At 38.2% G+C, this 26,906-nt stretch carries 46 protein-coding genes and 3 tRNA genes; 44 read left to right on the top strand and 5 right to left on the bottom strand.

The window, feature by feature from the left end; all coding sequences use genetic code 11:
- Positions 1–59 precede the first annotated feature (59 nt).
- From ACGHVY_RS05375 to ACGHVY_RS05365, 3 genes are read right to left on the bottom strand one after another with little or no spacing between them, the layout of a single operon-like run.
- Positions 60–554, bottom strand: a complete 495-nt coding sequence (locus ACGHVY_RS05375) for a hypothetical protein (protein ID WP_175629638.1) — start codon at positions 552–554, stop codon at positions 60–62.
- The gene (locus tag ACGHVY_RS05370) at positions 551–2,029 is read right to left on the bottom strand and encodes a type I restriction endonuclease subunit R (protein ID WP_390597657.1); all 1,479 of its coding nucleotides are present in this window, start codon (positions 2,027–2,029) and stop codon (positions 551–553) included. Before ACGHVY_RS05370 ends, ACGHVY_RS05375 begins: the two co-directional genes overlap by 4 nt.
- 1 nt (position 2,030) lies before the next feature.
- Complete coding sequence (locus ACGHVY_RS05365) at positions 2,031–2,702, bottom strand: helix-turn-helix domain-containing protein (protein ID WP_390597656.1); 672 nt, start codon at positions 2,700–2,702, stop codon at positions 2,031–2,033.
- Between the two features lie 169 nt (positions 2,703–2,871).
- On the opposite strand from ACGHVY_RS05365, the gene ACGHVY_RS05360 reads away from it, so the two are divergent.
- From ACGHVY_RS05360 to ACGHVY_RS05230, 27 genes are all read left to right on the top strand, one after another.
- Positions 2,872–3,204 (top strand): SH3 beta-barrel fold-containing protein, encoded by a 333-nt coding sequence (locus tag ACGHVY_RS05360; RefSeq protein WP_390597654.1) that lies wholly within the window; start codon positions 2,872–2,874, stop codon positions 3,202–3,204.
- A 2-nt stretch (positions 3,205–3,206) separates the two neighbouring features.
- The gene (locus tag ACGHVY_RS05355) at positions 3,207–3,452 is read left to right on the top strand and encodes a hypothetical protein (protein WP_390597652.1); all 246 of its coding nucleotides are present in this window, start codon (positions 3,207–3,209) and stop codon (positions 3,450–3,452) included.
- Positions 3,453–3,771: 319 nt separating this feature from the next.
- The gene (locus tag ACGHVY_RS05350; protein WP_175629643.1) at positions 3,772–3,966 is read left to right on the top strand and encodes a hypothetical protein; all 195 of its coding nucleotides are present in this window, start codon (positions 3,772–3,774) and stop codon (positions 3,964–3,966) included.
- 209 nt (positions 3,967–4,175) lie between these two features.
- Positions 4,176–4,334, top strand: coding sequence for a hypothetical protein (locus ACGHVY_RS05345; protein WP_175629644.1), 159 nt, complete (start codon positions 4,176–4,178; stop codon positions 4,332–4,334).
- A 156-nt stretch (positions 4,335–4,490) separates the two neighbouring features.
- A tRNA-OTHER gene (locus ACGHVY_RS05340) sits at positions 4,491–4,575 on the top strand.
- Between the two features lie 24 nt (positions 4,576–4,599).
- Positions 4,600–4,821: a hypothetical protein gene (locus tag ACGHVY_RS05335; RefSeq protein ID WP_195662463.1), complete on the top strand. Its 222-nt coding sequence runs from the start codon at positions 4,600–4,602 to the stop codon at positions 4,819–4,821.
- 19 nt (positions 4,822–4,840) lie between these two features.
- Positions 4,841–5,203 (top strand): DNA-binding response regulator, encoded by a 363-nt coding sequence (locus tag ACGHVY_RS05330; RefSeq protein ID WP_195662464.1) that lies wholly within the window; start codon positions 4,841–4,843, stop codon positions 5,201–5,203.
- Positions 5,200–5,427 carry a hypothetical protein gene (locus ACGHVY_RS05325; RefSeq protein WP_175629646.1) on the top strand — a complete coding sequence of 76 codons (228 nt, stop codon included), beginning with the start codon at positions 5,200–5,202 and terminating at the stop codon, positions 5,425–5,427. The genes ACGHVY_RS05330 and ACGHVY_RS05325 overlap by 4 nt, the downstream gene beginning before the upstream one ends.
- A gap of 23 nt (positions 5,428–5,450) precedes the next feature.
- Positions 5,451–6,386 carry an ATP-binding protein gene (locus tag ACGHVY_RS05320; protein ID WP_390597649.1) on the top strand — a complete coding sequence of 312 codons (936 nt, stop codon included), beginning with the start codon at positions 5,451–5,453 and terminating at the stop codon, positions 6,384–6,386.
- Entirely contained in the window at positions 6,367–7,131 is a 765-nt protein-coding gene (locus ACGHVY_RS05315) for an HNH endonuclease (RefSeq protein WP_175629648.1), read from the top strand. Before ACGHVY_RS05320 ends, ACGHVY_RS05315 begins: the two co-directional genes overlap by 20 nt.
- Positions 7,131–7,580, top strand: coding sequence for a DUF3127 domain-containing protein (locus ACGHVY_RS05310; protein ID WP_390597647.1), 450 nt, complete (start codon positions 7,131–7,133; stop codon positions 7,578–7,580). Before ACGHVY_RS05315 ends, ACGHVY_RS05310 begins: the two co-directional genes overlap by 1 nt.
- Before the next feature lie 3 nt (positions 7,581–7,583).
- Positions 7,584–8,021 carry a hypothetical protein gene (locus ACGHVY_RS05305; RefSeq protein ID WP_390597645.1) on the top strand — a complete coding sequence of 146 codons (438 nt, stop codon included), beginning with the start codon at positions 7,584–7,586 and terminating at the stop codon, positions 8,019–8,021.
- Positions 8,022–8,033: 12 nt separating this feature from the next.
- Positions 8,034–8,465, top strand: a complete 432-nt coding sequence (locus tag ACGHVY_RS05300) for a hypothetical protein (RefSeq protein WP_390597643.1) — start codon at positions 8,034–8,036, stop codon at positions 8,463–8,465.
- Entirely contained in the window at positions 8,462–9,199 is a 738-nt protein-coding gene (locus tag ACGHVY_RS05295; protein ID WP_390597642.1) for a hypothetical protein, read from the top strand. The genes ACGHVY_RS05300 and ACGHVY_RS05295 overlap by 4 nt, the downstream gene beginning before the upstream one ends.
- 48 nt (positions 9,200–9,247) lie before the next feature.
- Positions 9,248–9,321: transfer RNA gene (locus ACGHVY_RS05290), tRNA-OTHER, on the top strand.
- 114 nt (positions 9,322–9,435) lie between these two features.
- Positions 9,436–9,759 carry a hypothetical protein gene (locus ACGHVY_RS05285; RefSeq protein WP_390597640.1) on the top strand — a complete coding sequence of 108 codons (324 nt, stop codon included), beginning with the start codon at positions 9,436–9,438 and terminating at the stop codon, positions 9,757–9,759.
- Between the two features lies 1 nt (position 9,760).
- Complete coding sequence (locus ACGHVY_RS05280; protein WP_390597638.1) at positions 9,761–10,240, top strand: recombination protein NinG; 480 nt, start codon at positions 9,761–9,763, stop codon at positions 10,238–10,240.
- Positions 10,237–11,409 carry a DEAD/DEAH box helicase gene (locus ACGHVY_RS05275; protein ID WP_390597637.1) on the top strand — a complete coding sequence of 391 codons (1,173 nt, stop codon included), beginning with the start codon at positions 10,237–10,239 and terminating at the stop codon, positions 11,407–11,409. Before ACGHVY_RS05280 ends, ACGHVY_RS05275 begins: the two co-directional genes overlap by 4 nt.
- 2 nt (positions 11,410–11,411) lie before the next feature.
- Positions 11,412–12,260 carry a hypothetical protein gene (locus ACGHVY_RS05270; RefSeq protein ID WP_390597635.1) on the top strand — a complete coding sequence of 283 codons (849 nt, stop codon included), beginning with the start codon at positions 11,412–11,414 and terminating at the stop codon, positions 12,258–12,260.
- Positions 12,248–12,829: a hypothetical protein gene (locus ACGHVY_RS05265; RefSeq protein WP_390597633.1), complete on the top strand. Its 582-nt coding sequence runs from the start codon at positions 12,248–12,250 to the stop codon at positions 12,827–12,829. Before ACGHVY_RS05270 ends, ACGHVY_RS05265 begins: the two co-directional genes overlap by 13 nt.
- Positions 12,826–13,008 (top strand): hypothetical protein, encoded by a 183-nt coding sequence (locus tag ACGHVY_RS05260; protein WP_390597631.1) that lies wholly within the window; start codon positions 12,826–12,828, stop codon positions 13,006–13,008. Before ACGHVY_RS05265 ends, ACGHVY_RS05260 begins: the two co-directional genes overlap by 4 nt.
- Positions 13,009–13,012: 4 nt before the next feature.
- Positions 13,013–13,417, top strand: coding sequence for a hypothetical protein (locus ACGHVY_RS05255; protein WP_390597629.1), 405 nt, complete (start codon positions 13,013–13,015; stop codon positions 13,415–13,417).
- A 348-nt stretch (positions 13,418–13,765) separates the two neighbouring features.
- Positions 13,766–14,161, top strand: coding sequence for a hypothetical protein (locus ACGHVY_RS05250; protein WP_195422970.1), 396 nt, complete (start codon positions 13,766–13,768; stop codon positions 14,159–14,161).
- A 276-nt stretch (positions 14,162–14,437) separates the two neighbouring features.
- Positions 14,438–14,785, top strand: coding sequence for a hypothetical protein (locus ACGHVY_RS05245; protein ID WP_390597627.1), 348 nt, complete (start codon positions 14,438–14,440; stop codon positions 14,783–14,785).
- 291 nt (positions 14,786–15,076) lie between these two features.
- Entirely contained in the window at positions 15,077–15,634 is a 558-nt protein-coding gene (locus ACGHVY_RS05240) for an ASCH domain-containing protein (protein ID WP_390597625.1), read from the top strand.
- 263 nt (positions 15,635–15,897) lie between these two features.
- On the top strand, positions 15,898–16,614 hold the full coding sequence (locus ACGHVY_RS05235) for a DNA methyltransferase (protein ID WP_390597623.1): 717 nt from the start codon (positions 15,898–15,900) through the stop codon (positions 16,612–16,614).
- A gap of 127 nt (positions 16,615–16,741) precedes the next feature.
- Positions 16,742–17,179 (top strand): hypothetical protein, encoded by a 438-nt coding sequence (locus tag ACGHVY_RS05230; RefSeq protein WP_336617110.1) that lies wholly within the window; start codon positions 16,742–16,744, stop codon positions 17,177–17,179.
- 23 nt (positions 17,180–17,202) lie between these two features.
- On the opposite strand, the gene ACGHVY_RS05225 is transcribed toward ACGHVY_RS05230, so the two are convergent.
- Entirely contained in the window at positions 17,203–17,763 is a 561-nt protein-coding gene (locus ACGHVY_RS05225; RefSeq protein WP_390597620.1) for a hypothetical protein, read from the bottom strand.
- Between the two features lie 86 nt (positions 17,764–17,849).
- Positions 17,850–18,098, bottom strand: a complete 249-nt coding sequence (locus ACGHVY_RS05220) for a helix-turn-helix domain-containing protein (RefSeq protein ID WP_390597618.1) — start codon at positions 18,096–18,098, stop codon at positions 17,850–17,852.
- Between the two features lie 170 nt (positions 18,099–18,268).
- Between ACGHVY_RS05220 and ACGHVY_RS05215 the strand changes: the two genes are divergently transcribed.
- The 17 genes from ACGHVY_RS05215 (at position 18,269) to ACGHVY_RS05135 (ending at position 26,802) form a co-directional block, all read left to right on the top strand.
- The gene (locus tag ACGHVY_RS05215) at positions 18,269–18,445 is read left to right on the top strand and encodes a hypothetical protein (protein WP_007759483.1); all 177 of its coding nucleotides are present in this window, start codon (positions 18,269–18,271) and stop codon (positions 18,443–18,445) included.
- Between the two features lie 45 nt (positions 18,446–18,490).
- Positions 18,491–18,691, top strand: a complete 201-nt coding sequence (locus tag ACGHVY_RS05210; RefSeq protein WP_390597616.1) for a hypothetical protein — start codon at positions 18,491–18,493, stop codon at positions 18,689–18,691.
- Between the two features lie 41 nt (positions 18,692–18,732).
- Positions 18,733–18,915: a hypothetical protein gene (locus ACGHVY_RS05205; protein ID WP_390597614.1), complete on the top strand. Its 183-nt coding sequence runs from the start codon at positions 18,733–18,735 to the stop codon at positions 18,913–18,915.
- Positions 18,916–18,925: 10 nt separating this feature from the next.
- On the top strand, positions 18,926–19,135 hold the full coding sequence (locus ACGHVY_RS05200) for a hypothetical protein (RefSeq protein WP_390597613.1): 210 nt from the start codon (positions 18,926–18,928) through the stop codon (positions 19,133–19,135).
- A gap of 161 nt (positions 19,136–19,296) precedes the next feature.
- Positions 19,297–19,590, top strand: coding sequence for a hypothetical protein (locus tag ACGHVY_RS05195; protein ID WP_390597611.1), 294 nt, complete (start codon positions 19,297–19,299; stop codon positions 19,588–19,590).
- Between the two features lie 49 nt (positions 19,591–19,639).
- Positions 19,640–19,846, top strand: a complete 207-nt coding sequence (locus tag ACGHVY_RS05190) for a DUF3873 family protein (protein WP_175629665.1) — start codon at positions 19,640–19,642, stop codon at positions 19,844–19,846.
- An 81-nt stretch (positions 19,847–19,927) separates the two neighbouring features.
- Positions 19,928–20,000: transfer RNA gene (locus tag ACGHVY_RS05185), tRNA-Val, on the top strand.
- A 31-nt stretch (positions 20,001–20,031) separates the two neighbouring features.
- A complete protein-coding gene (locus tag ACGHVY_RS05180) occupies positions 20,032–20,421 on the top strand; it encodes an ASCH domain-containing protein (RefSeq protein ID WP_175629666.1) in 390 nt (129 codons plus the stop codon).
- Positions 20,422–20,493: 72 nt separating this feature from the next.
- Complete coding sequence (locus ACGHVY_RS05175) at positions 20,494–20,622, top strand: hypothetical protein (protein ID WP_255421080.1); 129 nt, start codon at positions 20,494–20,496, stop codon at positions 20,620–20,622.
- Positions 20,623–20,624: 2 nt separating this feature from the next.
- Positions 20,625–21,299: a phosphoadenosine phosphosulfate reductase family protein gene (locus tag ACGHVY_RS05170; protein ID WP_390597609.1), complete on the top strand. Its 675-nt coding sequence runs from the start codon at positions 20,625–20,627 to the stop codon at positions 21,297–21,299.
- A gap of 39 nt (positions 21,300–21,338) precedes the next feature.
- Positions 21,339–21,551 (top strand): hypothetical protein, encoded by a 213-nt coding sequence (locus ACGHVY_RS05165; RefSeq protein WP_390597607.1) that lies wholly within the window; start codon positions 21,339–21,341, stop codon positions 21,549–21,551.
- A 448-nt stretch (positions 21,552–21,999) separates the two neighbouring features.
- Positions 22,000–22,740, top strand: coding sequence for a ParB N-terminal domain-containing protein (locus ACGHVY_RS05160; RefSeq protein WP_390597605.1), 741 nt, complete (start codon positions 22,000–22,002; stop codon positions 22,738–22,740).
- A gap of 1 nt (position 22,741) precedes the next feature.
- Positions 22,742–23,257, top strand: a complete 516-nt coding sequence (locus ACGHVY_RS05155; RefSeq protein ID WP_390597604.1) for a hypothetical protein — start codon at positions 22,742–22,744, stop codon at positions 23,255–23,257.
- Positions 23,254–24,522 (top strand): PBSX family phage terminase large subunit, encoded by a 1,269-nt coding sequence (locus tag ACGHVY_RS05150; protein WP_390597602.1) that lies wholly within the window; start codon positions 23,254–23,256, stop codon positions 24,520–24,522. Before ACGHVY_RS05155 ends, ACGHVY_RS05150 begins: the two co-directional genes overlap by 4 nt.
- Before the next feature lie 11 nt (positions 24,523–24,533).
- Positions 24,534–26,027: a phage portal protein gene (locus ACGHVY_RS05145; RefSeq protein WP_390597600.1), complete on the top strand. Its 1,494-nt coding sequence runs from the start codon at positions 24,534–24,536 to the stop codon at positions 26,025–26,027.
- 161 nt (positions 26,028–26,188) lie between these two features.
- On the top strand, positions 26,189–26,449 hold the full coding sequence (locus ACGHVY_RS05140; RefSeq protein ID WP_390597598.1) for a type II toxin-antitoxin system HicA family toxin: 261 nt from the start codon (positions 26,189–26,191) through the stop codon (positions 26,447–26,449).
- Between the two features lie 11 nt (positions 26,450–26,460).
- Positions 26,461–26,802: a type II toxin-antitoxin system HicB family antitoxin gene (locus ACGHVY_RS05135; protein WP_390597596.1), complete on the top strand. Its 342-nt coding sequence runs from the start codon at positions 26,461–26,463 to the stop codon at positions 26,800–26,802.
- Positions 26,803–26,906 lie beyond the last annotated feature (104 nt).

Raw genomic sequence — 26,906 nt, 5'->3', positions numbered from 1 at the left:
CTTATTTAGTTTGTTTTAAATCATCAAGAAAATTGATATGTTCCATCGTTTCATAATATTTATTCAATGGATACAGTTGTGTTATTTGCAACAGTTGCATCAAATTCATATCCTATTTTCATTTCCGCCTTAGACCCACAAGGAAGAGGAATGCAAGTACAACAGAATATAACTACCGATAAAGGAGTACGGTTTTTACCAGTAATATAAACTTCAGAAGAAGCAAAATTGACAACATCTCCAGAAGGCAAGGTCATATATCGAACCTTAATCCCTAAACGCCCTTTTGTTCCGAACCATGCGGATCTTTTCGCCTCATAAACCGTTCCTTTTGCTATTGTACCTGCTGGAATAGCTATTTTCTTGTCAATAATAATATCTCTTGAAACTTTAAAGTCGATGGTTTGCCCTTCATGGACTTGAGATGCTTTTACATTATTAATCGCTTCTAAAGACACTATTGTACCAGCTTTTATAACTACATCACTTTGCTTCTGGGCTTTAGATGGCATACACAAAAATGCAACCATCATTAAAAATAAAATCTTCTTCATTGTGCTTTAATATTTAGTTTGTTCTTTAATTCGTTGAAAATGTCAGGATTTTCCATATCCAACCATGTATATCTTTTATAACTATTCCGATCAAAAGACTGCTGCTTTTCATATACAAATAGATAATATTTGTCACACAAAACAATAACAGATGACTCCAACAACTGAGCATAAGATTTAGCTTGCAAGAAAGCATCCTCTATCGCCTGGTTGTTCTTCATGTGCAGCTTGGCTTCAATCAGAACTTTTGCCCTTTCCTCATTGGGCTTGTTATCATAATGGAGTGCATAATCAGGAAATACCCTATGACCTCTCCCCGCTTGGATTGGTAACTGCCGGATGAAGTCTTTGTTTTCGTACCACCCCATAGAATTAAGTAAGGGTTCCAACAATTGTTGTTCTACATCATGCTCGTACTCTACAATTACATCTTTGGGTAAGGTTGGAGCATACAGCTTTGGTAAAGTCTCTATATCAAACCCTTTTGTTTTTATGATACGCAATAGCTCCAAATAATCCTCACTATTAACTGCCCATCCGTTTACTCCTTGAAAGTTCTTTCTTATGAGTGGGTGCCCGGAGAAGTATTCATCTTCCCGAAGCTCTTTTAGTGTAATATGAGGAATGTCTATTCTGTTACTTACATAAGTGTTGCTGTAATAATGTGTAAATGGGTCAATAACTCCATCTACTTGGGCTATCCATAAACAGGTAATTGCACTAATTGGTGCTGTTTCGTAATGAATCAGAATGTCTCCCTTCTTCGTTTCTTGATTTGACTGCCAAAATCCGGTAGTCCATTGCTCGCCATATCCTCTTATCAATCCACCAATGAACCATGCTTGTGATGGTTGGGGGATTTCACTCTTTTTCTCCGTGTGTAGGAGATTTGGTGCATAATCGTACATGAATGCACTCAATTCATCGGGTGTCAGGTTGTTTTTCGTCCTGAACAGATAGAATACCTTACATAACTCCCAGTAATACATACATCTGCTTTTGTAATCTGGCTTTTTGGGAATAGATGGCAATTCTATCTCGAAATAGTCGGCTAACCTTTTGAGTTCATAGAATCTGTCAATGTACAAATATGGAAAGAAATATTCACCAAGCAGGCAATTTAACTCCATTGATAGAAATGGAATGTATTCAAGCATCAAGTCGAAATCTCCTATCTTCAATACTTCTTCATTTTCTATCCGTAATCCTGTAGAGATAATATCTTCATATATATTACCAGCTTCATCAAGTGACGGATATTCTATACCTTCAAAATCGGAAACTTTATAGCACCAAAAATCTTCCAGTATTTTGCATATAATTTCCTTGTTGAAATTGTCTTTGATACTTGGGTTATAACGTTCTAAAAGTTGCTCCTCGTCTATCCATTCCTTTCTGTCTGAAAAGCTGGATATGACAGTTTCTCCTTCCGGGGAGTTCTTATATAGATTCCATATATATTGATTGAACTTCATCTTATACCCAGTTCATTACATTGACCACTCCTACTACTATTGCCCAGTCTTGAATTTCACTGGCAGGAAGATCATATGGTATAAAACCCTCTTCTTCATTAAAAGATACACATTTTATATATCCTTCCTTTTCTGAAGGCATTACTTTTTTTATAACCACTCCATCTGGGGTTGCCAAAGCATACACTTCCCCCCACCTTACATGAGATCTACTTTTCCAAATTCTGCATCCTACAATAGAACGTTCAGGAATACTTCTTTCTGGATATTTTCTATTTATCATACTACGCCCACGTGTTCTCATAGTAAAATCACACCCAGCTAAATCGGGTATAATGTATCTATCGCATTTATTAGCTTCTATCGCTATTTCAAACCCTGAAGGCATTCCGCAAGAAGCAGCTTCCAACTCAAATAAAGGGATAGCATTTTTGTTATTGCAATCCAAATGCGGTGTATCCAAAGCGATATTATCGCAATCAAATTCCACAAAAGGTATAATAATATTCTGTCCAAATCTTTCAACTATGCTATTATATAGTTCTTCTGTAAGACTTTTCTTTCCAGTCTCAAGTTCAGACAGATACGATTGAGAAATACCTACTTCCTTTCTAAACGTCTCTTGATTCATTTTCAGAGACTTACGCAGTTTTGCAATATTTAGTCTATTCATATATTGTTAAATATTGTCAATATAGCGATATTTTATTGCGATAAATAGCGATATATTGCGATAACATAGTATATTTGCATCATCAAACAGTGATAACCTAATCACTTTTGCAAAGAAACGAATTTAAAATCTTTTACGCAATAGTATAAACATATTAAAATACACGATTATGAGCACGAATTTAAAAAATCAGATGAAAGAGGTCATGAGTTTAGCATGGTCTTTTGTAAAGAGAAACGGTTTTTCTATGAGCGAAGCACTGAAATGCGCATGGGCAAATATGAAGTTGAAAGCTCAAATGAAAAGCAAGATTGTGAAGTTCTACTTTCAGAAAGTAGATGGCACAATGAGAGAAGCTTACGGCACGCTTTGCGAAAAATACATGCCGGCAGTGACCGGTAATGACAAAAGAGCAAAGAACGATACAGTTCAAACCTATTTCGATACAGAACGCGGTGAGTTCAGATGTTTCAAGAAAGCTAACCTTTTAAAAATTGCATGATTATGACACGTTACGAGATTGAACAAGGCTTGAACGCCTTATACAGAGACCTGGACAATGTTCAGAATATGGATGAAGAAACAGCCCGCAGAGTTTACAATGTAGATTGCAAAGCTGACTTCATAGAAGTTATCGAAGAAGAAATTGATACCTATGAAGCCATCCTTTCAGGGCCAGATACAGGTGAAGATAACGACATGGATTATGATGCCCTCTGTCTGATTCAAGGTCTAAGCAGATACGCATAAATACACGATTATACAATGCCCGTCCGGTCTCGATACCGGGTACAATCCGTAGAAGGTATGGCGGGCGCAATATATAACGGATTTTTCGTCCGTGCGCATAATGGCAAGCCTTCGGGCACATAGCAGACAGCGAAGTTAATCGGCTACAGGCAGTAACCACCGACACGTTCACAAGGTTCTAAACGAAAGATTCAAGTTGTAAGTATGACTTTTAAATTTTCTTTCAGTAGAAATTCAACGATATATTGCCCGTCCAGTCTCGATTCTGGGTACAATCCGTAGAAGGTATGGCGGGCGCAAATTTCTAAATCATACGATTATGTCACATTATTATTCAAAAGTGGGTGCTGATAGTTTATTATCACTTGTAAGCGCATCCGACTGTGTGGATTATTTTGATGTATCCAGTCTTGTTTCTGAAATGGATGAAACAGAGGTTCTAAACCAAGTCAGTGAAGATACCATAATTAGTTATCTCGAAGATAAGGGTTTTAAAGTAGAAAAGGAGGATTGATTATGAAAATAATCCAGTTGATTTTATCCATACTTTTAACCTTATGCGCTATAATTATGTTTTATGGGGCAATCACAACCTACAGCCCAATAAAAACGATCTCTATTATTATCATGGGTATTATATGTGTTGGTTGTTTTGCTTTTGTTAGAATCGCCTACACAGAATTACGTGAATAACCTTTAAAACACTTCATAACAAATAAAGAAATGAATGAAACATTAGAACTACAAATTAAGCGGTTAGAGTTTTGCCGTGACTGTATCGTACTTGATTACGATGCCGGAAGAGAAGAATACAATCGCCTTGAAAGGATGATTGAAGAATTGAAACAACTAAAATCCAAACAGAAATCCGCAAAAAGGTAGACCGATAATCCGGCATAAGGTTCCTGCAATAAACCAGTACTGTGAGTAAGGGAAACCAGCCGGGCGGATTCTGAAAAATATAGTAGTTTTTGTCGTGTTTTATTTTGTGTTTGTACTAGGTGTGCCGTCTGTGAAGATAGTGCACCTTTCTTATATGGGTGGTTAGCTCATCGGTTAGAGCTTTGTGTTGCGCAACCAATTATCATAATTGAGGGAGGTTCGATTCCTCTACCACCCACCAATCATAAATTTAATTTTTAATCTTATGGCAACAATCAGAGAAACGATTTTAAAAGTAAAGCCGGGCAAACAGAAAATTATCCCGCTATCAGAAGTTGATGTTACAGGCTACAGACAGCAAGCCCATGTAATTAGCAAAGAATTAAGAGATAAAGGTATTGTTATTCCAGGCGGCAAGCCGGCATATACAATCTCTAAAAACAAGTACACCGGTTCAATGTATATTATCAATAATATGCAGGAATAGTATCTAATCTTACGCGATTATGAAAAGAGTACTAACCGAACTGACACCTGAGTGTGAAGTAACAGCACAGATGTTTATTTCCGGTATGGAAAAGGAAGAGATTGCAGAAGCCAAATGCAGGGCATTCAGTACAATAAACAACCAACTGCAGAAAGCTTTTCAAATCCTTAATGTAAAAAATGGCAGGCAGCTATGCAAAAAGTTTTATGAACGTTTATCAGGTGTTGAATATACGTTTGATTTTTCACCGGCTATACGTTCTGCTTTTGCTTGCTTCCTTCTATGTGTTTTCGGATTATCGCTCTACCACGAACAGAACGATATGAAAAGAGCCAGAAGAACGAAAATAGAAACCGTTGACAGGATAAGGAGGTCAGAATGAATGCGGAAACGAAATTAAACACCCTCTACCGGATTGGCAACAGAATACCTTTAAACAAGTCACAAGCTGCAGGATTTGTTGGCGGACGGTATCGTCTTGAGAAATTAATAGCCGAAAAGAAGATACGAGCAACAAAGACAGGTCCGACAAAGATGTCTCCTTATGATGTAAACGCCTGTGATGTATTTCTTTATGCCATCGATTCTAAAGAACAAAGAATATAATTAACCCTTTAAATTTTACGATTATGAGTCTTATCAAAAAAAGTAATGAATTAGTAATCCCTACCACAGTAAAGATGATGATTTACGGTCAAGCCGGTATGGGAAAGAGTACGGTAGCACTGAGTGCTCCGAAACCTTTGTTATTGGATTTCGATAACGGGGTGAAACGTATGAATATGGCACATTTGGAAAACATAGACACAGTACAGGTCACTTCTTGGAGTGATGTTCAACAGGTCTTGCAGGAAGATTTGTCAGCTTATCAGACAATCGTAGTTGATACCATCGGTAAGATGATGGATTTCATCATTACTTATAAATGTGGTAACCGCCAACCGTCTATCCGGGATTGGAGTGGTATCAATGCTGAATTTTCTTGGATGACAAGAACACTCTCAAGTCTGAACAAGCACATCATTTTCGTTGCCCATCGTGACACAAGAAAAGAAGGTGATGATACGGTGTTCATTCCTGCCTTACGTGAAAAATCCTACAACTCCATCGTTACCGAATTGGATTTGCTCGGTTATCTTGAAATGAAAAGCGAAAGAGGCGTTCAAAGACGTACTATCACTTTCGATCCGACATCAAGGAATGACGGAAAGAATACCTGCAATCTTCCTTCAGTAATGGAAGTGCCGACTATCCTTGACAGGAACGGTAATCCAACTGCCAAGAACGACTTTATCGCCTCGAAGATTATTAACTCTTACCTTGGGATGCTCGCCGCCAAGAAAGAAGCACAGGAGAAATACGATAAGGTGATGGAGGAAATCAAAGAGCAGGTTGAGCTGGTGACAGACGCAGAATCCATCAATGACTTGTTATCAAGGCTTGGTGAATTTCAACATATAGGTAGTTCGGTGGTTGCGGCAAAAGTGCTTATTAATAATAAAGCAAAAGCATTAGGACTTGTTCCCAATAAAGAGACAAAGACTTATGAAAAACCAGCAGCTTAATTACTGTATATATGCAACATTATTGGATGCCTATTGGGGATATCTGAATAGTGATGTAATTTGGGAAAAGTATTGGGGATGGAGCGAAAATCCTCCCCATACTCCCGAAGAATTTCACGAATTGCAGTTTCAAGAACTGATAGACCGTATCAATCGAAAGCCTTTTGATAGTGAAGCGGCTGACAAGGGCACAGCCTTTAATGAATTGGTAGATGCTCTAATCGAAAATCGAAAACCAAACGGGATGGATGTAGAAAGGAATACAGAAAATACTTGTTATACAGTTGTTTATAACAACCGTACATTTGTTTTCCCTATTTCTCTTTGCCGTGAGTTTGCCGGTTACTTCAAAGGCGCATTGACCCAACAGCGTGTAGAAGCCATTCTGCCCACCGCATACGGAAATGCTTTGGTTTATGGAGTAATTGATGAATTGATGCCTACCAGTGTTCATGACATCAAGACAACTGGCAGTTATACTGTAGGAAAGTTCAAAGACCATCACCAACATCTGGTTTATCCATACGCTCTTATGCAGAATGGATCGGATGTACGGACGTTTGAATACAACATCGTAGAGTTCAACAAGGGCGGTTATGTGGTAGATACTTATACAGAGACATACGTTTTCAACCCCGAACGTGATATTCCTATTCTCACTAATCATTGTGAAGAGTTTATCAGATTCTTGGAAGAGAACAGAAGTTTAATCACTGATAAAAAGATATTTGGAGGAGAAAATTAATGGCAAATCAAATAACCGGACGGATAATCGAAATCGGGCAAACCGTTCAAATAGCATCCAAAAACGGTGGTTCCTCATTTACAAAACGGGAATTTATTTTAGATGCTACCACTTACGACCCTTATACGGGAGAGCGTAGCGAGTATGAGAATGTTATTCCCTTAGAGTTTTCGGGTGACAAGTGTACAGAACTTGACCGCTTTAATCAGGGTGATGTCGTTACCGTATCATTTGTCTTACAGGGACGTTCTTGGACGAATCAGGATGGAGAGCTTAAACGCATGGCATCTATTCGGTGCTACAAAATAGAAGGACGTAGCGGTGTATCACAATCCCCACAGAGTGCACCAGTGCAACAACTGGCACCACAGCCGACTTATCATCAGCCGCAGGATTTTCCGCCTCCGGTTGATGCAAATGGTAATGCAAAGGACGATTTGCCTTTTTAGTGTATGCTATTCGACTTGAAGAATGAATATCAAATACCCAAGTTTAAAGAGTATGTAAACAAATTGTTTAGTGAACGTGCGGTGGTGGAAGTGAAAAAGAAACTCCCTAACCGCACGCTTGCTCAGAACAGCTACTTACACCTTCTTTTAGGGTATTTCGGTAGTGAATACGGTTGCAGCCTTGATGAAGCAAAAATAGACTTCTATAAGAGAACTTGCAACCGTGATTTATTTGAACGTAAGATAACCAATAAGAAAGGTCAAGAAGTAACTTACTTACGCAGTTCTGCCGAACTGACAACAGGTGAAATGACACTTTCGATTGACCGCTTTCGTAATTGGAGCGCATCAGTGGCAGGTATCTATCTGCCGGCTGCGAATGAACATCAAATGCTGATATACGCCCAGCAGGAAATACAAAGAAATCAAGAATTTATTTAATCATTTTATTTTATGGACAAATTTTTAGGTCAAGAAATCCCCGAAAAGAATAGATGGCAGTTCTTACAAGACAATGCCGATGCTGTAGAAGAAATTGGCTATACTCACCGTTTTACACCGGATGAATTAGCGCAAAAGAAAGAATATCTTGCTGAAACCTCAATTCAGATTAATGATATTGAGATAGAGAAAAAAGAAGCTATGGAAGCATTTAAGGCTGAATTAAAGCCTTTAAATGAAAGAAAACAAGAACTTCTTGAAAATATAAAGAAAGGCTCTGAATATGTTGAAAATGAAGAGTGTGTGAAAATTCTCTATCATGAAGAAAAGATGGCTGGGTATTACAACAAGCTTGGTGAGCTGGTTTATTCCCGTCCTATAATGCCGCAGGAAATGCAAAGAACTATTTTTAATATTAATCGTAAAACAGGAACAGAATCATGAGCGAAAACAAATTAAACGTGGTTGTACCGAAAGATTATAATGGTACGCCTATTGAAGTAGTATTGAGAGAGGGTGAAGCACCAGAACTTTTGGAAATAAAAGAACCTGAAAGGGTTGTGATAAGTGGGATTATCGACACTCCTTTTAGATGGCTGGAAAAGCGCATTGAATTAATCAACCAGAAAGCGTCGAACATCATTGTAAACCGTGATGTGATGGGGATAGCATTGACGGTTGACGAAACGAACTATTACCAATCGGACATCAGAGGTGAACTGAAAACCTCCAAAGAAATGATGGAGTTCGGCATCAATACCGAAAAGAAATGGGAACCCATCAAGCTATCTAAGTTTATCAAGATGCACCGTGCTTTCTTTACCGATAAATCGCAAAATATGATGCTTGTTTCTACTTTAAAGAACTTCAAGGCAAAAGTAAACCAAGACATCGAACGCAGTAAGGAGGAAAATGGCAGTAAGGTAGATAACTACTCGCAAGTGGTTGATTCTAATTTGCCGAAATCGTTCAAACTGAACATTCCTCTTTTCAAAGGTTTTGTCAATGAAGAAATTGAGGTTGAGATTTACGCTGATGTGGATGGTAGAGATGTTTCCCTTTCCCTTGTGTCCGCTGGCGCAAATGAAGCCATAGAGGAATACAAAAACAAGGTGATTGATGAACAGTTGGATGCTATCAGACAGATTGCACCTGATATTGTAATCATCGAAGTGTAACTTAGTTAACCTGCCTGCTCCGTCTGTGAAAATGGGGCAGGAAAATATGGGGCGTTTGGCTGGTGTGACTAATGTGATGCGCAGCATTGTAGAGGAGGGAAGTTCGATTCTTCCACGCCCCTCATAAATGTGAGCCACACATAAATGGCAAGGGTTAGTGAATAATGGTTGTTTTGCCCCGGAGAATGCGCTTCGGGGCTTTAGTTGTATGTGAAACGTTTTAAAGATAAATAATTATGGTTAGAGATATAGACATCGAAGCTATGGCAGACATATTTCAAGAATATGGTATTTCTGTATCAACCGATATAATTGAAAAGGTTGCAAGTGATTTTATTGACCATTTGGATGTAATGCGAGATATGGAAATGACATCATTTATGAAAGGTAACGGTGAATCGGATTTTCAAAAGGTGTTGAGCTTAGAACGTGAATTAAATAAAACTAAATACGAATTGGCGAAAATATCCAAAGAGCATAAAGTTTACCATGATAGCGTAATGCAAAGACGAAATGCTTCTGAGGTTTGGATTGAAAATGATACTGTAAAATATAGGTAAGATGCCGTACTATATAAAGCGAACAAAGGCTAAGAAGAAAGACAAGCCTCTACCTCTGTTTGATAAAGCAGGGGTAACAGTAAAGAAGAAGCCGGATTTGAAAGCTAAGCTCGACAAAGAGTTTTCTCTTTTTATCCGGCTTCGTGATTGTATGCCAAACGGTTATTTCAAATGTATCTCATGCGGACAGATAAAACCGTTCGAACAAGCTGATTGCGGCCACTATTTCAGTCGCACGCATTTGGCTACACGTTTCGATGAAAATAACTGCCATGCTGAGTGCCGTCACTGCAACAGGTTCAAAGCTGACCATTTGGAAGATTATCGGGTGAATCTAATTACTAAAATCGGTCAACAGAAATTCGACTTGCTGAAAGTGAAAGCTGCCGATACTTCTAAGAAGTCTGATTTTGATTATGAGCAGCTTATCAAGTATTACAAAGCACTTAATAATAAATTACGAAAGGAGAAAGGGTTATGAGTTATGTATTGCGTGATTACCAACAGAAAGCATCTGATTCAGCCGTTTCTTTTTTCAACAACAAGGCAAAGAAAACTAACGCCATCATGGTTTTGCCTACGGGCAGCGGAAAGTCGCTTATCATAGCGGATATAGCGGCAAGGCTTGATGGACATACTTTAGTGTTCCAGCCTTCAAAAGAGATTTTGGAACAAAATTTCAAGAAGCTTTGTTCTTACGGTGTACTTGACTGCTCAATCTATTCAGCTTCTTTCAACTCAAAGGAGATAAACCGAATAACATTTGCTACCATCGGAAGTGTAAAGAACCATCCCGAACTCTTTACGCACTTCAAAAATATCATCGTGGATGAATGTCATCTTGTGAACCCTAAAGAAGGAATGTATAAGGATTTCTTTGAGGCAGTGAAATGTAAGGTACTCGGACTGACAGCTACGCCATACCGTTTAAGTTCCAGTCGTGATTTCGGTTCTATGCTGAAATTCATCACCCGGACAAAGCCGCATGTTTTTTCAGAGGTCATTTACCATGTACAGGTATCTACTTTGCTTGATATGGGATATTTGGCTAAACTGAACTATTACCCTATGAATCCTATCGGATGGAACGAACTCAATTTGAAAGTAAATACCACTGGTGCCGACTATACGGACAAATCAGTTCAGAGAGAATATGAACGGATAGACTTCTATGGTTATCTAGTTCATATTGTCCAAAGGCTGATGAATCCGAAAATGGGAGGAAAACGGAAAGGTATTTTAGTGTTTACACGGTTCTTGAAAGAAGCCGAACGTTTAACTTGGTCTATACCTGGTTGCGCTATTGTTTCCGGTGATACTCCGAAAGGTGAGCGTGAAAGAATACTCGAAGCGTTTAAGTCCGGTGAAATTCCGGTAGTGGCAAATGTCGGGGTATTGACTACAGGTTTTGACTACCCGGAACTTGACACTGTTGTTATGGCACGTCCTACAATGTCACTTGCTATGTGGTATCAGATAGTCGGTCGGGCTATTCGCCCCCACCCTTCCAAAGAATGTGGCTGGGTCGTAGACCTCTGTGGTAACATCAAACGTTTTGGCGAAGTCTCTGATTTACGGTTGTTTGATAGCGGTAATGGTAAATGGGTAGTTTGTTCCAAAGGAAGACAATTAACTAACGTGAGATTCTAACTATGGACGAAGGATTTTTGAGGCTAAGCCGCAGGTTTTTCTCGAATGAAATGTGGAAGGTAGCCCGTGAGTTTTCGGAGTGCGAAGCGTGGCTTGACTTAATTCAGTCAGCACGATTTGAGGCAACCGACAAGGCGTACAGCGAACTCATCGGAGGTCGGGAAATCTCTTATACAAGAGGTCAATATCCAGCATCTATATCGTTTTTGATGAAGCGTTGGCAATGGTCTGAAAAGAAAGTGCGCTATTTCCTTTCAAAACTTAAAAGAAAAGGTATGATAACGACTTGTAACAAACAAGGCATGACTGTGATAACTTTATGCAACTATGATGAATACAACCCATACAAGGGCATACCCAAGGACGTAGACAGGGTCATAGATAACAATAAAGAAATCAGCGAATTAAACATTGCTTTGGGCGAGCTAAGGGCAGAGTTAAGGGCAGTTGTTGAAAAAATGGGGCAAGCTAAGGGCGATAATAAGAAGAAAGATAAAGAAGATAATACTAAAGAATCTCCTAACGGAGATAAGAAAGACGCGGCTAAAGCCGCTACTCTCTCTCGAAAAGAGTCTTTTTATCAATCTCTTGTACCTTTTGTCGGCAAGTATCAAAAGGAAATGATTCGCTCCTTCTTTGATTATTGGTCTGAACTGAACAAATCAGAGACTAAGATGCGCTATGAACTTGAAAAGACCTGGGAGCTTCCTAAAAGGTTAGTAACATGGGCAAACCGAGAAAGAATGTCCACCAAGCCAACTACTGACATTGGTGTGGTTCTCAAAGATAACTCTCCTGACAAATACGATTCGCCACAGGAAAGAAAATGGGAGGAAAGATGGAACAAATAGATTTCAAGAAAACAATCGACAGTCTCAGAAAGACCGGATTTAACCCTATCCCTAATCTTGTGAATATAGCGATACCAGATGCAAAGAATGTCCTTTGGCGAGGGTTGAATTATTTCACGGGAAATGCCGAATGGTTGCCGGAATACGAGGAAATAGCCACATGGCTTTCCGGAAATAACGGACGTGGGCTTTTATGCCACGGCAATTGTGGGCGGGGAAAATCACTTATATGCTGGAAAATTATCCCTTTGCTTCTCAATCACTATTGCCGGAAGATTGTAGCATGTTATGATGCACAACAGATGAACGCTGATATAGACGCAGTGAAGACAAAACATATCATCTACATTGATGATGTCGGTACAGAGAATCTTAGCGTGAAATTCGGAGAAAAAAGACTTGCATTCTGTGAAATTGTTGACGAAGCGGAAAAGCGGGGAAAACTCCTGATAATAACCACTAATCTATCGCTTGATGAAATCTCCCAAAAGTACGGGGAACGTACTATGGATAGATTAGTTTCCATTACTACACGAGTGAAATTCATAGGAAAAAGCTTAAGAAAATGAATGTTACAATATGCTGGACTACCAAAGAATGGAAAGTCATAGAAAAGATACGAAAGAAGTTCGGCATATCATCTTATATGAGTGTCAACAGAGAAACACCTTGTAATATCAAGGAAGAAGACATGGAACTCCTTAAAGAGACAGAAAAACGTGGATTTATCCAAATAAGAAATAAGTAAAATCATGTTAGTAGGAACAACAAATCTTAATACGACCCTCAACCTAGCATACGTGTTGACAGATGTCGTAGAAACTCTTCTCTATGATTTGAGAAGTGAAATGGGAAAGCAAGGCTATGAGCTGCGCCACGATGCGAAACGTAATTTCAATACTGCGATAGCCGCCATCCGTAAATTGAAACAAGACGTGGATAAGACACAGTTCTCAACACAAGAGAACTTCGGTAATGACTCCGATTGTCTCCTAGCTTTCATCCGTCTATTGGTAGACCGGTGCGGAGATGATGACAAAAAGATGTTCGCATTCTATAATTATATCAAACGTCACCCTTCACAACTTGACTTAACACTATCTGATGAAAAGAGTGTGTTCGCGCATATTTTCGAAGGTGATGAGAAGCTGGATTAGTTATGAGAATACTCCTAAACATCCTCCTTCTCCTAGGAGTGAACATCTTATTTTACCTGGTAGTCTATGCGATAGCAGACTACCTAATGGATAATATTAATTAAAAGAACAAGAAAGAGTAAATATGAGACTAAGACAAGCAAAAAAGATAATGAACAATGTCCGGTTATACAAAGGCATGATCTGGATATATGGGAGCGGTCGAGTAGACATGGCAAATAATCGTATGTGTCGATACTATTCAGCAAAAGACGAACGATTTAAAGCAATCGTACAGTTATCTAACAAAAATCCACTAGCAGCCCTAAAACTGCTAAGAGGAAAAGTTTAACGAATAACAATTTAAATATGAGCAAAATAACTTTGGCTGATGATGCAAAGTCAGCAGTAATCAAAATGTGTGAAGGTAATCCGGGAGCTATAACAGCTCTCATTGAGATTATTAAATGTGGTGAACAGGTCGACCCTGATGACTTTATGGGAGGACTTGGGAAAATCCTTGCTTTAGATACACTGGAAATCTATGGAACAGATATATATGTGTTATGGAATGACATCTGTTATAGGAATACTTCTAAAATGATTGCAGTTCTTAGAGCTAATCAATTGGGCTTTATTTCAGACCAAATATTAAAAGATGCGTGCCATAGACAAGATGGAAGCGGACGTAAAATCATTCCTGTCGAGGAACTGTATTCTAAAGTGGTTGAAAGGCTTCCTCGTTTCGATTTAGTCAATCGTTAACCTTCAAATTATAACAGAAATGAGCATTAAGATAAGTAGGGAAGCGTACGAGAAACTAATCAAAGAAGATTTAGACTTTCTCAATGAACATTGTCCGGAGAGCTTGGAATTAGATCATATTAAAGCAATTATTCGCAGCTCCATCAACTGGAATTATCCGGAAAAGGCTAAGAGCATGTGCCTTAAAGATAAAACAAAGGTTTGCAATTTATGCCATGAGTGCGATATAGATGTGATTAATCCGAGTTATTAACCGATGTATAAAGAAGAATTAATATGTCAACAATACTAAAAGAAACTTACCCAACAGCAAAGAAAGAGCATATATGCGAATTTTGCGCCTGCAAGATACATATAGGACAAAAGTATATTCGTCAGAAAAATGTCTATGATGGGACTAAGTACGACTTCATCACACATCAAGAATGTAAGGAAGTAGCTCGTAAATTGAGAATGTACGATGATTGTGATGATGAAGGTTTAGACGGTGAATCTTTTCGCGAAGACTTGGATTCATACGTATACGCCAATCATTACGATGATGAAGCGGATGACGTCTGTTCTGATTGGCAGTTGTCTCATTATGAGATAGCGAAGAAAGTATTGGAAGAATTTAAAACATGATAGCAAGGAATAAATTATGACTCGCAACCAATTCATCCATTACGCATATCGACACAGTGAAATTATCATTTACCACCAAAAGCATCCTGAAGTTGATATAGAGTGTATGCTGATTGGTGTTGATTTTGACAATGAATTGTTTCATTTAGTTCCAATAGATCAATATTTATATGAAGATAGGTCGTATTGGCTTCCTTATACATCGTGCGACAAACAGTTTAAGAAGCCTAAGATGAAAGTAGTAAGGAGTGATAGAACAATAGTAACTAAATAATTCTAATAAATTAAGAAGTGAAAGCAATAACAATAAAACAACCGTGGGCCTCTTTGATAGTCCACGGTTTTAAAAACATCGAGAACCGTACTTGGGCGTGTCCAGAGAAATACATAGGGCATAGAGTGTTAATCCATGCAAGTGGAAAACCTGTAGAAATGAGAAATCCCACTAGTGTATTTACAAAAACTCAATGGGATAGTCTGCCTGTTGAATTTCAACGAAAAATAATATGTGCAGAGGGCATTGTCAATTCTGCTATCATTGGAAGTGTGGAAATAATTGGATGCTCAATCAATCATCCTTCTAAATGGGCAGAGAAAACAGATGCTAGTAAAGGCTATTATGAAAATCCTATTTATAACTGGATATTAGCTAATCCCATATTATTTCCAGAACCAATACCAGCTAAAGGTAAACTATCTTTTTGGGAATACGATAAAATTCAGGAACCCGTGTCAGATGGCGACCACAATGTTTGCATGTGTCGTATATGTGTTGATGAAAAAGTTCAGGTGATGAGTATGGGAAAATATTTCGTATGTAAATATTGTGGTGGACGTTGGTACAAGTAAATTCAAATCATCAAAAAAAATGAAATATATCTGTATCAAGGAGTGCTACGCATTAGATAAGCAATCACTCATACCAAAACAGTTATTCCGTGTCGGACAAATATATGAGTTTTCAGAAGAACCTGATAGGACGTTTTTCAAGAAAGTAACCACATAAGAAAACAATAAACTTTTTGCTCACCTAATTTATAAGGTGAGCAACATAAAACAAATTAGAAAGGAATCAAATAATGCCAATAAGTGAAGTTTATAATATGGACTGTATGGAGTACATAAAACGTATTTCTGACAACTTCTTCGACTTGGCTATTGTTGACCCGCCATACGGAATTAACGCTCCCAACATGACAATGGGAAGCAACATGAAGCGTAAACATGGTGGGTATAATGGTGAGAGTGTTGCACAACGGTTGAAAAAAGGAAGATTAAACCAAGGTGCTGGGAAGTTGAAAAACAGGGCATTGAATACAATGTCTTGCGATTGGGATTTCACCCCGCCTACTGATGAATACTTTCAGGAATTGTTCAGGGTAAGCAAAAATCAAATTATATGGGGTGGAAATTATTTCCGGTTACCCCCGACCCGTGGAATTATTTTTTGGGACAAAATGCAACCGTGGGAAAATTTTTCCCAGTTCGAACTGGCATGGACTTCTTTTGACAAACCTGCAGCAATGATCCGGTTATCCAATACTGGCGGTGCCAACAAAGAAACAAAAATCCATCCGACACAAAAACCCAAAGCATTGTATCACTGGATTTACAAGAAATATGCCAACCCAGGAGATAAAGTACTCGATACTCATTTGGGAAGTGGCAGTAACCGGATTGTTGCGTTCAAAATGGGATTTGATTTCTATGCTACCGAGATAGACGTGGAGTATTTTAAATCACAGGAAAAAAGATTCCGACAAGAATGTTTCGGTGAAATAAAAACGGAAAAAGGAACTCTAATACAAACAAGCCTGTTTGGTATTTAATATTCATAAAAAATTATCCTTTAAAATAGAAAGGGGAGAACCAGCGAGCACGACCAAGCTTAATTCTCCCCCAAATCTTACACGATTATGATGCAAATATACTATTTACTTTTTAAATAATCGTGTTATGATGAATGATTTTTCAATTATTGAGCAAATAAAATCTGTAAAAAAAAGAAAAGAGGAACTTTCAAGAATAGAACAGAATATGTCAACTCCCACCTTGACGGATAAATCACTCATCCCAGTCATTTATGAGATGTTCAAGGAGATTCTTTCTGAACAGGATTTCGCACCGATGCCAGAAAGTCCCCATCAGAGAAAGAAATTTGTGTTCGTTATACTTTTCTTATATTCTCCCAAGACACTAGCCGGATACCACTCTCCAAAGGGATTGAGGGATGCGATTGCAAAAGCTATCGGATTACACGATGTCACATTCATTTCCAACAATATTGAAACTGTTGCTTTTCTATCTCAAAACGATAAGTACTTCAAGAAAGATATAGAGTATCTTTACACTGAGATTATTAATCGCTTAAAAACCAAAGGGCTAATCAATTAGTGAGCCGGAGTTTAGTGCTCCGGCTATTCATTATACACATTTCTACATTTAAGTTTAGATGTGAATACCTTTTTATATTCTTTTTCATAAACAATAACATCATCTATGAATGCTGTATCTTTTTTCCGGTAAATCCATTCGTAATCATTTTTATCATACCAACGATTTATCACACATATAGATTGTGAAGGAGGATTTTTAGATTTGACTATATTTTCCGTAAGATATTCATTGTAAGTTGAAATGAATAGAGTTTCAACATCTTCAATATTGCGTTCGTCTTCTTGATCATTTGAACAAGCAAATGTTCCAATCCAAATATTCAAATCATCATCATTGTTAAACTCGGAGAAGTGCGAATGTCTTACATTTAGCCTTTTGGTTATTTTGTCAACTCTCTTGTGTATGCCAAAATATCTAAAAATCTTATTTTTCTGTTGATTATATTTATGACCACTAAAAAAGTAGAAGCTGAACAGACTTTTATCAGCCGTATTTTCATCTTTTTCATACTCTTTTATTTCTTCGAGATTTTTAAATGGCCCTACCCATTGAATTGTAAATGTTTTATTGATGTCTTCCATTGTTCTGCCAATCTAAATATGAAACTACGTTATTATGATTTGCAGTACTCTTTTCTTTGTATGTTTTCATAATCTGGCATACTCAGTTATTTATCGAAATGTATTTTACCTCCGCAGTGGGGGCAGGTTATGGTATTAGCATCATCTTTTACTTCTTCTGGTGATGCAAAGAGCTGCCACATAGGAACGTCCAAAGCTTCTGCTACTTTTTCAAGCGTTGGGTAGGATGGGCTTTTTAATATGGCGTATAAGTTCTGCCTTGTAGTATTCATCTTTCCGGCAAAAGATGTCATATTATACCCTTTTTCTTTAATAAGTAATTCTATTCTATTCATACTATTATTTTTTTGCAAAGATACGTTTATTATGACAGTGTCAAACATATCATTTACAAAATAAAGTTAAAAGAAAGAATTTTATTTCTTATTTTATTTACAATGTCAAATATATCATTTACATTTGCATCATCAAAAACGAAGTAATAACAATTAAAAGATATATGATTATGGCAACAAAAATGAGTGATAAGGTAAAAGGTAGTTTGATAGCTCAAATTATGAGTGAAATGAAATCAGCAGCTATATTACAAAACAAACCTTTTGATGAAGGTGTTTTCTTCGACCTCATATTTATGAGCGATAAAGAGTTACTGAAAGTTTCAAAACTTTGCGGTATTAAATAATAGTATAAACCAGCAGGGCTTTCGCCCTGCACAATATAAAAGATTATGAATACAAAAGAGATAGAAGTTGGTTTGAGATACAGAGTGTCAGGTGATTTAGCTAACGGTCACTATGCAGATGATACACCATGTATAATACATGAAGATGTAGTAAGGGTAATCAAAAGAATTACAGAAACCCATATTATTTGCGAGTGCGGTCGTAGATTTATTATCAATGATAATCTCAAAATTGAGAAGTTCTAAGTTTAACCGGTAGCCTTCGGGCTACCACAATACACACGATTATGGCAGTATCAGTAATTAAACAAAGAACAATAGAAAAGTTCATCATGTCAGAATTTGTACAAGGCAACTTAAATACAAAAGAGCAAGTAAGCTGTATGCTTCTTCTGATTCAAAAGAAGTTGGATATGTCAGTAGAGCAAGCGAGTGACTTTATGAGAAATGCAATTGGTATTAACGCTTAAATATACGATTATGACAAAGCAAGAACTTGAAAGTAATATGACTAAAGTAGCCGGCGTGCCGGTTGAAATAACAGTCAGAGGCAAGCGCTCTTTTACTTTCTCTTTTGAGGGTAAGAATGAAACAGCAGCAAAGAAGATACAACAATACTTTGCACCTGTATCGCTTGAATACGACTACGATGAAGAATGTGATCTGACTTGTTTATATATGAACCTTTAATAATACACGATTATGACAAAAGAACAATGGATTCACCATAAGAACGTAATGTGTGAAATCAGCCTAAGTTTTCATTTTGCTTGGCTCGCCAACCCTAGCCCGTTGAGGTCAAGATTGTACGATAACCACTGTAAGATGTTTTTTTATTAGCATACACGATTATGAAAGTATATAACTCTAGCGTATTAGTAGCAGAAGGTTACTTAGTACCCAATCCCAATTTCATCCCTAAAGGTGAATACAAAGCAACAGAACTGGACGAATATAAACGTAGCGTTGATTTTCTGATAACGAGTTGCGGCAACAAGTATGAAGTCATCTTCAACAATCCTGTCGTTCTCAAAGAAACACGTTCTATCAAGCGTATTGGCAGCAATGAGCGCTACGCATATCTAGTTACAGAAAAAGCCTTAGAGAGCCTAAAAAAACAATATACGCACGCTTGTGATTTTTAATATAAGAGAAGAAAGATTGAATGTAAAATTTTAAATATATATATTAGTTATGAACTCAATAAACAAAAACGGTTGCAGCGTATGCCAACCAGGTAAAGAGAATTACACTACCTATAACACCAAACTGAAAGGCAAAAGAGTAAAGATGTACCAATACGACTTTCGTACTGAAAGTAGTGAGTTGTTTTCTTGTTGTGCGCCTACCTTAGAGGCGTGTAGAGAAAAGCGTGATAAATGGTTACAGAGCAAGAAATAACCAACATTTCACCTATTGTTGGTTTTATAGGTTGAAGATTTTTCATTATCTTTGGTTTACATAGTATCTTTGAAGTACTATCGCGGGTTAGAGCAGTGGGCAGCTCGTCACTTTGACTTGGTGAAGGTCAGCGGTTCGAATCCGTTACCCGCAACTACTTAATTATTAATTTAAAAGACACGATTATGAACATTCTAACGCTTAGTATTAAGCAAAAGTATTTCGATGAAATTTTAGCAGGTAAAAAAACTCATGAATACCGCGAAATTAGACCTACCAATGCAAAAAAGTACATAACCTACTTATGTGGTGGTAAAGAATATAAGGCTGATGAAGAATTACCTGAAGAGGGTGAGATAGAATTAAAACCTATCCAGTACGATGCCATAAAACTGCTAACTGGTGAATATAGGGGTAAACGTCCGTATATTATAGTTGAGGTGAAAGGCGCAGAAGCATCAATTCTCACAGATGATGAAGGTAACGATGTTGTTTACACCTATAAGGGTGAAGAATATCTTGCCGCTCAAATGGATTATACTTTAGGCGAAATACTAGAGAAACATATAGATTGAATTGTTTAAACCTAAAATTTGATTTGCTGAGTCGCAAGAAGAATTAACAGAGTAGCCGGACCGCGCAGAAACATGAATGGAGCAGGTGCAGGCGGTAGATTGGTTGCCAACCGTAGAGGTACGGCTAGTGCCACACAGTTAGGTTCACGTAGACAACGTTATGCTGATTTACGTGTGTCATTGGGTATGTCCGGAGGTTAACCATGAATAAGGTAGAGCAAGCGAACCGGTATATAGACCTCATTCGGGTAAAATCGAATGAGGCTTTACTGTTTTTATCACTCGGTAAAGACTCGCTTGTTCTGCTTGATTTAATCTATCCGAAGTTTGACCGGATTGTTTGTGTGTTTATGTACTTTGTCAAGGACTTGGAACACATAAACCGTTGGATAAACTGGACTAAAGCCAAATATCCTAAGATAGTGTTCATTCAAGTGCCACACTGGAACCTTACATACATTCTCCGTGGCGGATTGTATTGTGTCCCTAATCCAAAAGTTAAACTGTTGAAGTTGACAGATGTAGTAAAAGCTATGCAGCTCAAATACGATGTCTATTATACCTTCTTAGGCATGAAGAAAGCCGATGGTATGAATCGCAGACTTATGCTGAAGGGTTATGAAGAAAATGGATATGAGAATAACGGCATGGTTTACCCTTTGGCTGATTGGAATCAGAAAGACATTCTCGCTTACATGAGACAACATAATCTTCCAGAACCAGTGAGATACTCACTAAAAGCCAGTTCTGGAGTTGGTTTTAATCTTGATTGTATGCTTTGGATGGAAAAAAATTACCCACAGGACTTACAGAGAATTTACAAAGTGTTTCCAATGGCTGAAAGAGTGATTTGGGAACACCATAATAAACAAGATTGATAGGAGAACAACTGAGTCAAAAACAGAAGAAAAGGTAGAATGAAAAGCGCTGCTGATATTGGAGTACAGACAAACCGTTTGAGCCGTGCAGCAGATGGTAATCCTACAAGACAAGCAAGGATTAACAGTATTGGCGGTGCCATGTATCGTAACCTTAGCCGTTTGAATTATACAAGAAACGGAAGCGTATACCAACAGTATTCAAGAGCCGCCCGTCAAGGACGTAATAGTCTTGGATTGAGTAACGGATAAATAAAAGGAGGTATTGAGTCAAAAGAATATCTAAAAGAACTGCTAGATATAATACTACAATGTTTCCCAATACCAGTGAAGCCGGAAGGCAGTATGCTGTTGGAAACAGAGCAGCCAACATGATTCGTGCAAATTTGCAAAATCAGGGAAATAGCAACTTTATGAGAAATTATAATCGTATTATTCGTGCTAGAAACAATATGCTAAGTTCTTCGCGTGGGTTAAGTAATGGATAGGGAAAGGAGTTCTTGAGTCAGAAAAAGAAACAAAACAGTTGAACAGATACGTCTGCAAGCAGGAAGATTGCAACGTGAAGCCGAAAATAGATACGGTACAAGATTTACCAGTAGAAATTTGCGGATTGTAGATGCTTACAATAGCACCATGAATAAATTGGCTCGCCGTCAAATATCGCAAAGACGTGCGCAAGGATTAAACAATGGTTAATATGGAACTAAGTAAATACATAAAGAGTGAATCGGTAGAACTTAATCGTTCTGCCATTCACTTCGCTGATTATAATCCTCGAAAACTATCCGATGAATCACGTAAGACATTGAAACGTGGTATCAAAAAATTCGGATTGGTTGGTGGAATTGTCGTTAATAAGCGTACAGGTCTTACAGTAGTCAGCGGACATCAACGTTTAACCGTTATGGACGAATTACAGAAGTTTCCAGATAATGACTACCGTATTCGTGTTGATGTCATAGACGTGGACGAAAAGCAGGAAAAGGAACTCAATATTCTGATGAATAACCCGAATGCTCAGGGAACATGGAATTTCGATGCTCTTGCAAGGATTGTTCCCGACATTGATTGGAAAGATGCCGGTCTGACCGATGCTGACTTGAACATGATTGGAGTTGACTACCTATTACAGACCGAAGAAGAAAACTCCATTGCGGACGCTCTGTCTGATATGATGGCACCAGTTGCCGAGCAGAAAGAAGCTGATAAAGCCGCTAAACAGTTGGAACGTGCCGAAAAGATTGCCCACATGAAAGAGGTCAAGCAACAGGTAAAAGAGAATGCACAGAAACAGGCTCAAGATATGGATGCCTACGTGATGCTTTCCTTTGATACCTATGAAGCTAAAGCAGCTTTCTGTGAGAGGTTCGGGTATGACCCGGATATGAAGTTCATAAAGGGAGAAGTGTTCGATGAACAAATTGAAAGGATAGATTGACATGAGTAACAGTGAATCTCAAAAAAAGAAAAGAAAAGGAGGAAGAAAGCCCAAGTTTGACTATACAAACGAGGACTTTCTTTCTCTCGTGGAATCATATGCCAAAAAGGGATTCACAGATAAGGAGATTGCCCATGCTATTGGATTATCGCCACAAAAATTTAGCGAAAAGAAAAGTGCATACAGTGAATTAAGTGATGTCCTCTCACGTGCGCGTTGTGCGATAAATTCCCTTGTGCGCGCCAAATTTCTTGCAATGGCTCTTGGTGGCATAAAAACTAAAAATACCACAGTTCGGAAGTTACGGGATAGAGATGGCAATCTGACAGGCGAAGAAGAAGTGCAAGTTGTAGAAGGTGAGCTAGCTCCCAATTTGAGTGCTCAAATGACTTGGCTATACCATTACGATAAAGATTGGAGAAAGGTTGAACGCAAGCAGGATGAAGATGCAGATATCCCTACTGATATTGACCACGGTATCAACATTGATTCTTGGATTAAAGACAAGCTGAAATGATAGTACCTCAAGAAATTTACCATCCATTATACGAGGATAAGGAAAAATTTATAATTCTTATCACCGGTGGGCGTGGTAGCGGGAAGTCTTTCAATGCTTCCACTTTCATTGAGCGATTGACTTTTGAAATGACTCCAGTAGAGAAGATAGTTCATCAGATTCTTTACACCCGTTATACGATGGTTTCTGCCGGCATATCTATCATCCCCGAAATGATGGAGAAGATAGACTTGGACGGAACGACCAAATACTTTAAAACTACTAAGACGGATATAGTCAACAAAATGACTAAGAGCCGTATCATGTTCCGAGGTATCAAAACTTCATCAGGAAACCAAACAGCGAAACTAAAATCTATCCAAGGTATCACTACTTTCGTCTGCGATGAAGCGGAAGAGTGGACGAATGAAGAAGAGTTCGATAAAATAATGCTCTCCATCCGTAAGAAGGGTATCCAGAACCGGATTATCATCATAATGAACCCTTGTGACTCTAATCACTTCATCTACAAAAAATACATTGAAAATACCCATAAACTCGTAGAGATTAACGGTGTACAAGTTCAAATCTCCACTCATCCGAACGTGCTACATATCCATACAACCTACTTTGACAACTTGGAAAATCTTTCTCCTGAGTTCCTAAAAGAGGTAGAGGACATGAAGTTGAATAACCCCGAAAAGTATGCTCATGTGGTTATCGGTCGTTGGGCTGATGTTGCGGAAGGTGCTGTGTTCAAGAAATGGGGCATCGTGAAAGAGTTCCCGGCTTATGCTAAGAAAGTAGCTCTTGCTTCCGACTGGGGTTATACCAACGACCCGTCAACAGGTATTCGTTGTGGCATCGTAGATAACCGATTGTATGTTGATGAGTTATTCTATGAAACTGGAATGCTCACAAATGCCATTGCCGAAAAATTGAAGCCGTGGGGGCTGAAAGTCTACGGAGATAGTGCCGACCCTCGTTTGATTCAAGAGATAAAGAACCGAGGTGTAAATATCTACCCAGTAGATAAGTTCCCCGGTTCAATCAAAGCCGGCATTGATAAAATACATGAGATGGAACTATTCGTTACTGAACGTTCATACCATATCATTGAGGAACTCCGTAAATATGTTTGGGATAAAGACAAGGACGGTCATTATATCAATGAGCCGATAGACGCTTGGAATCACTGTATCGACCCTATTAGATATTATATATTAGGGCATATTTTAGGACGTATTTTGAAGCCAAAAGACTTAACTGGAATATTCACACACTAAAAATATAGATTATGTCATTAACGCTTGAAGAAATATTAGCATTGCCTGACATCGGGCAGAAAATAAGCTACTTAAAGAAAGGTAGAAAAACCGAGCTTCCCGACCGTTGTAAACTTTGGGACGACTGGAATCCGGAACGCCATGAAATTATAGTGGATAAAGAAAAGTACCCGAACAGAAAGGTTCTTGAAAAGGAAGCGGAAAAAGTTTTCGATGAAAAGACTGGCAAGACCTACGAGATTGAAGCACAATACAAGACCGAACCGGTAAACCGTATATCTATTCCTTTGGAACAAGATATAGTGAACATTCAAACGGCTTTTACTGTCAGCACCGAACCTTCAATGGATTGCACTCCAACCGATGATGATGAAAAAAAACTGTTGGATGCTGTCAAGGCTGTATTCAAGTCCAATAAAATCAAATACCAGAACAAGAAGATTGTCCGTGCTTGGCTTTCCGAACAGGAAGTAGCCGAGTATTGGTATGTTACCGATGATGATTCATTCTGGGCGAAGTTCTGGAAGAAAGTTAAGACCACATTTGGTGGCAAGGTTAAACCTACCAAGAAACTGAAAAGCGTGTTATGGTCTCCATTCAGAGGCGATAAGCTATATCCGTTCTTCAACGATGAAGGTAAGATGATTGCTTTCTCCCGTGAGTACAAGAAAAAGCTCATGGATGATTCGGAGGTAACTTGTTTTATGACTATCACGGATAAAGCAGTCTATCAGTGGGATTTATCTAAAGGGTATGAGGAAAGGACTTCTTTCGTTCACGGATTCCCCAAACTGCCGGTTCTCTATGCCTACCGTCCTGAACCTTATTGCAAGAAGATAAAGACCTTCCGCGTCCGGTTGGAGAAACTTTTATCCAATTATGCCGATTGTATAGACTATCATTTCTTCCCTTTATTAAAGTTGATTGGTGATGTGGAAGGGTTCATGGGTAAGGTTAAGGATAGAATGGTAAAACTCACAGGCGAAGGTGCGGATGCCCAGTATCTGACATGGAACCAAGTCCCTGATACGGTTAAATTTGAAGCTGAAACACTTACTAACATGGCTTATGATATGTCAAACACTCCAAGAATATCCTTTGAAACATTAAAAGGTGTTGGCAAAGCATCAGGCACCGCTTTCCGTTTCATGTTTATGGGTGCACACATGGCGGTAGAAAATCACGGTGAGGTTATCGGTGAGTTCTTACAACGAAGAGTAAATTTCATTGTCTCCGCTTTAGGCTCTATCAATCCAACCGAGTTTAGCAAGGCATCACAGACCATCGACATAGAAACAGAACTGGTTCCATATATGATTGATGATTTGAACGACAAGGTAAATACTGCCGTTTCTGCTGTCAGTGGTGGCATTTGGTCAACACGTGAGGGAATTATGTTTGCCGGGAATGCCGATCGAGTGGAAGAAGAACTTAAAGAAATCAAGGAAGAACAGGCGGCAAAAAATAATCAAATAGAAAAAACAGGACAGAAAAATGCTTTGTAGCCAAAAAAATTACGAGGATTATAATACCAATACAAGAAAAACAGAACATTTAGCGGTGATTCGATAGAATTGCCGCTATTTTTTTGTTTGATTGAAACTTTTCTCTATTTATTTTGTTTTGTAACTAAAATTAGTTACATTTGCAGAAAGAACGAACTAATATGGGTACTAAAGAAAAACTGATAAACCGTTTTTGTAAACTGCCTAAAGACTTCACTTATGAAGAAACTTTAAAGTTGCTGTCTGTTTTTGGATACAGTGAACACAACAAAGGTGCAACATCCGGCTCTCGTATAAGATTCAAGAATGAACAGACGGGACAATATATTGATATTCACAAACCACATCCAGGCAGCATAATGAAAGCTTGGATGATGAAAACAATATATCAGCATTTGAAAAGTAATGGTTTAATTAAATAAAAGAATTGAATATGGACTACTTGGAATATAAAGGATATAAAGGTTCAGTAGAATACAGCAAAGCTGATAACTGCCTTTTTGGAAAGGTGCTTGGAATGAGTAAGGATTTGATTCTTTATGAAGGCAGTACCATTGATGAACTCCGTGCTGATTTTGAGGCCGGAATTGAAAATTATCTTGCTGGATGCTTGGCCGATGGTGTAGAACCTCGCAAACCATATAGCGGAACATTGAATATTCGTATCTCACCAGAGATTCATAGTAAGATTGCTATGCTAGCACAAGAAGCTGGAACAACTATCAATGGATATATAAAACAGGCTTTGGAGAAGCAATTGCAATTAACACACTAATCAGTCTCTTGGAAACTTATTTAGGCGTGATTCCATTCGGTTTCACGCCTTTTTTATACCATTTTCCAACAATAACCCAATTGTTGTTTTTCATCCATTCAATT

It is taken from the genome of Bacteroides sp. f07 (assembly GCF_042854785.1).
Classification (GTDB): Bacteria; Bacteroidota; Bacteroidia; order Bacteroidales; family Bacteroidaceae; genus Bacteroides.
The sequence above is the reverse complement of the archived record's forward strand: the minus strand, read 5'-3'. Positions and strand labels throughout refer to the sequence as shown.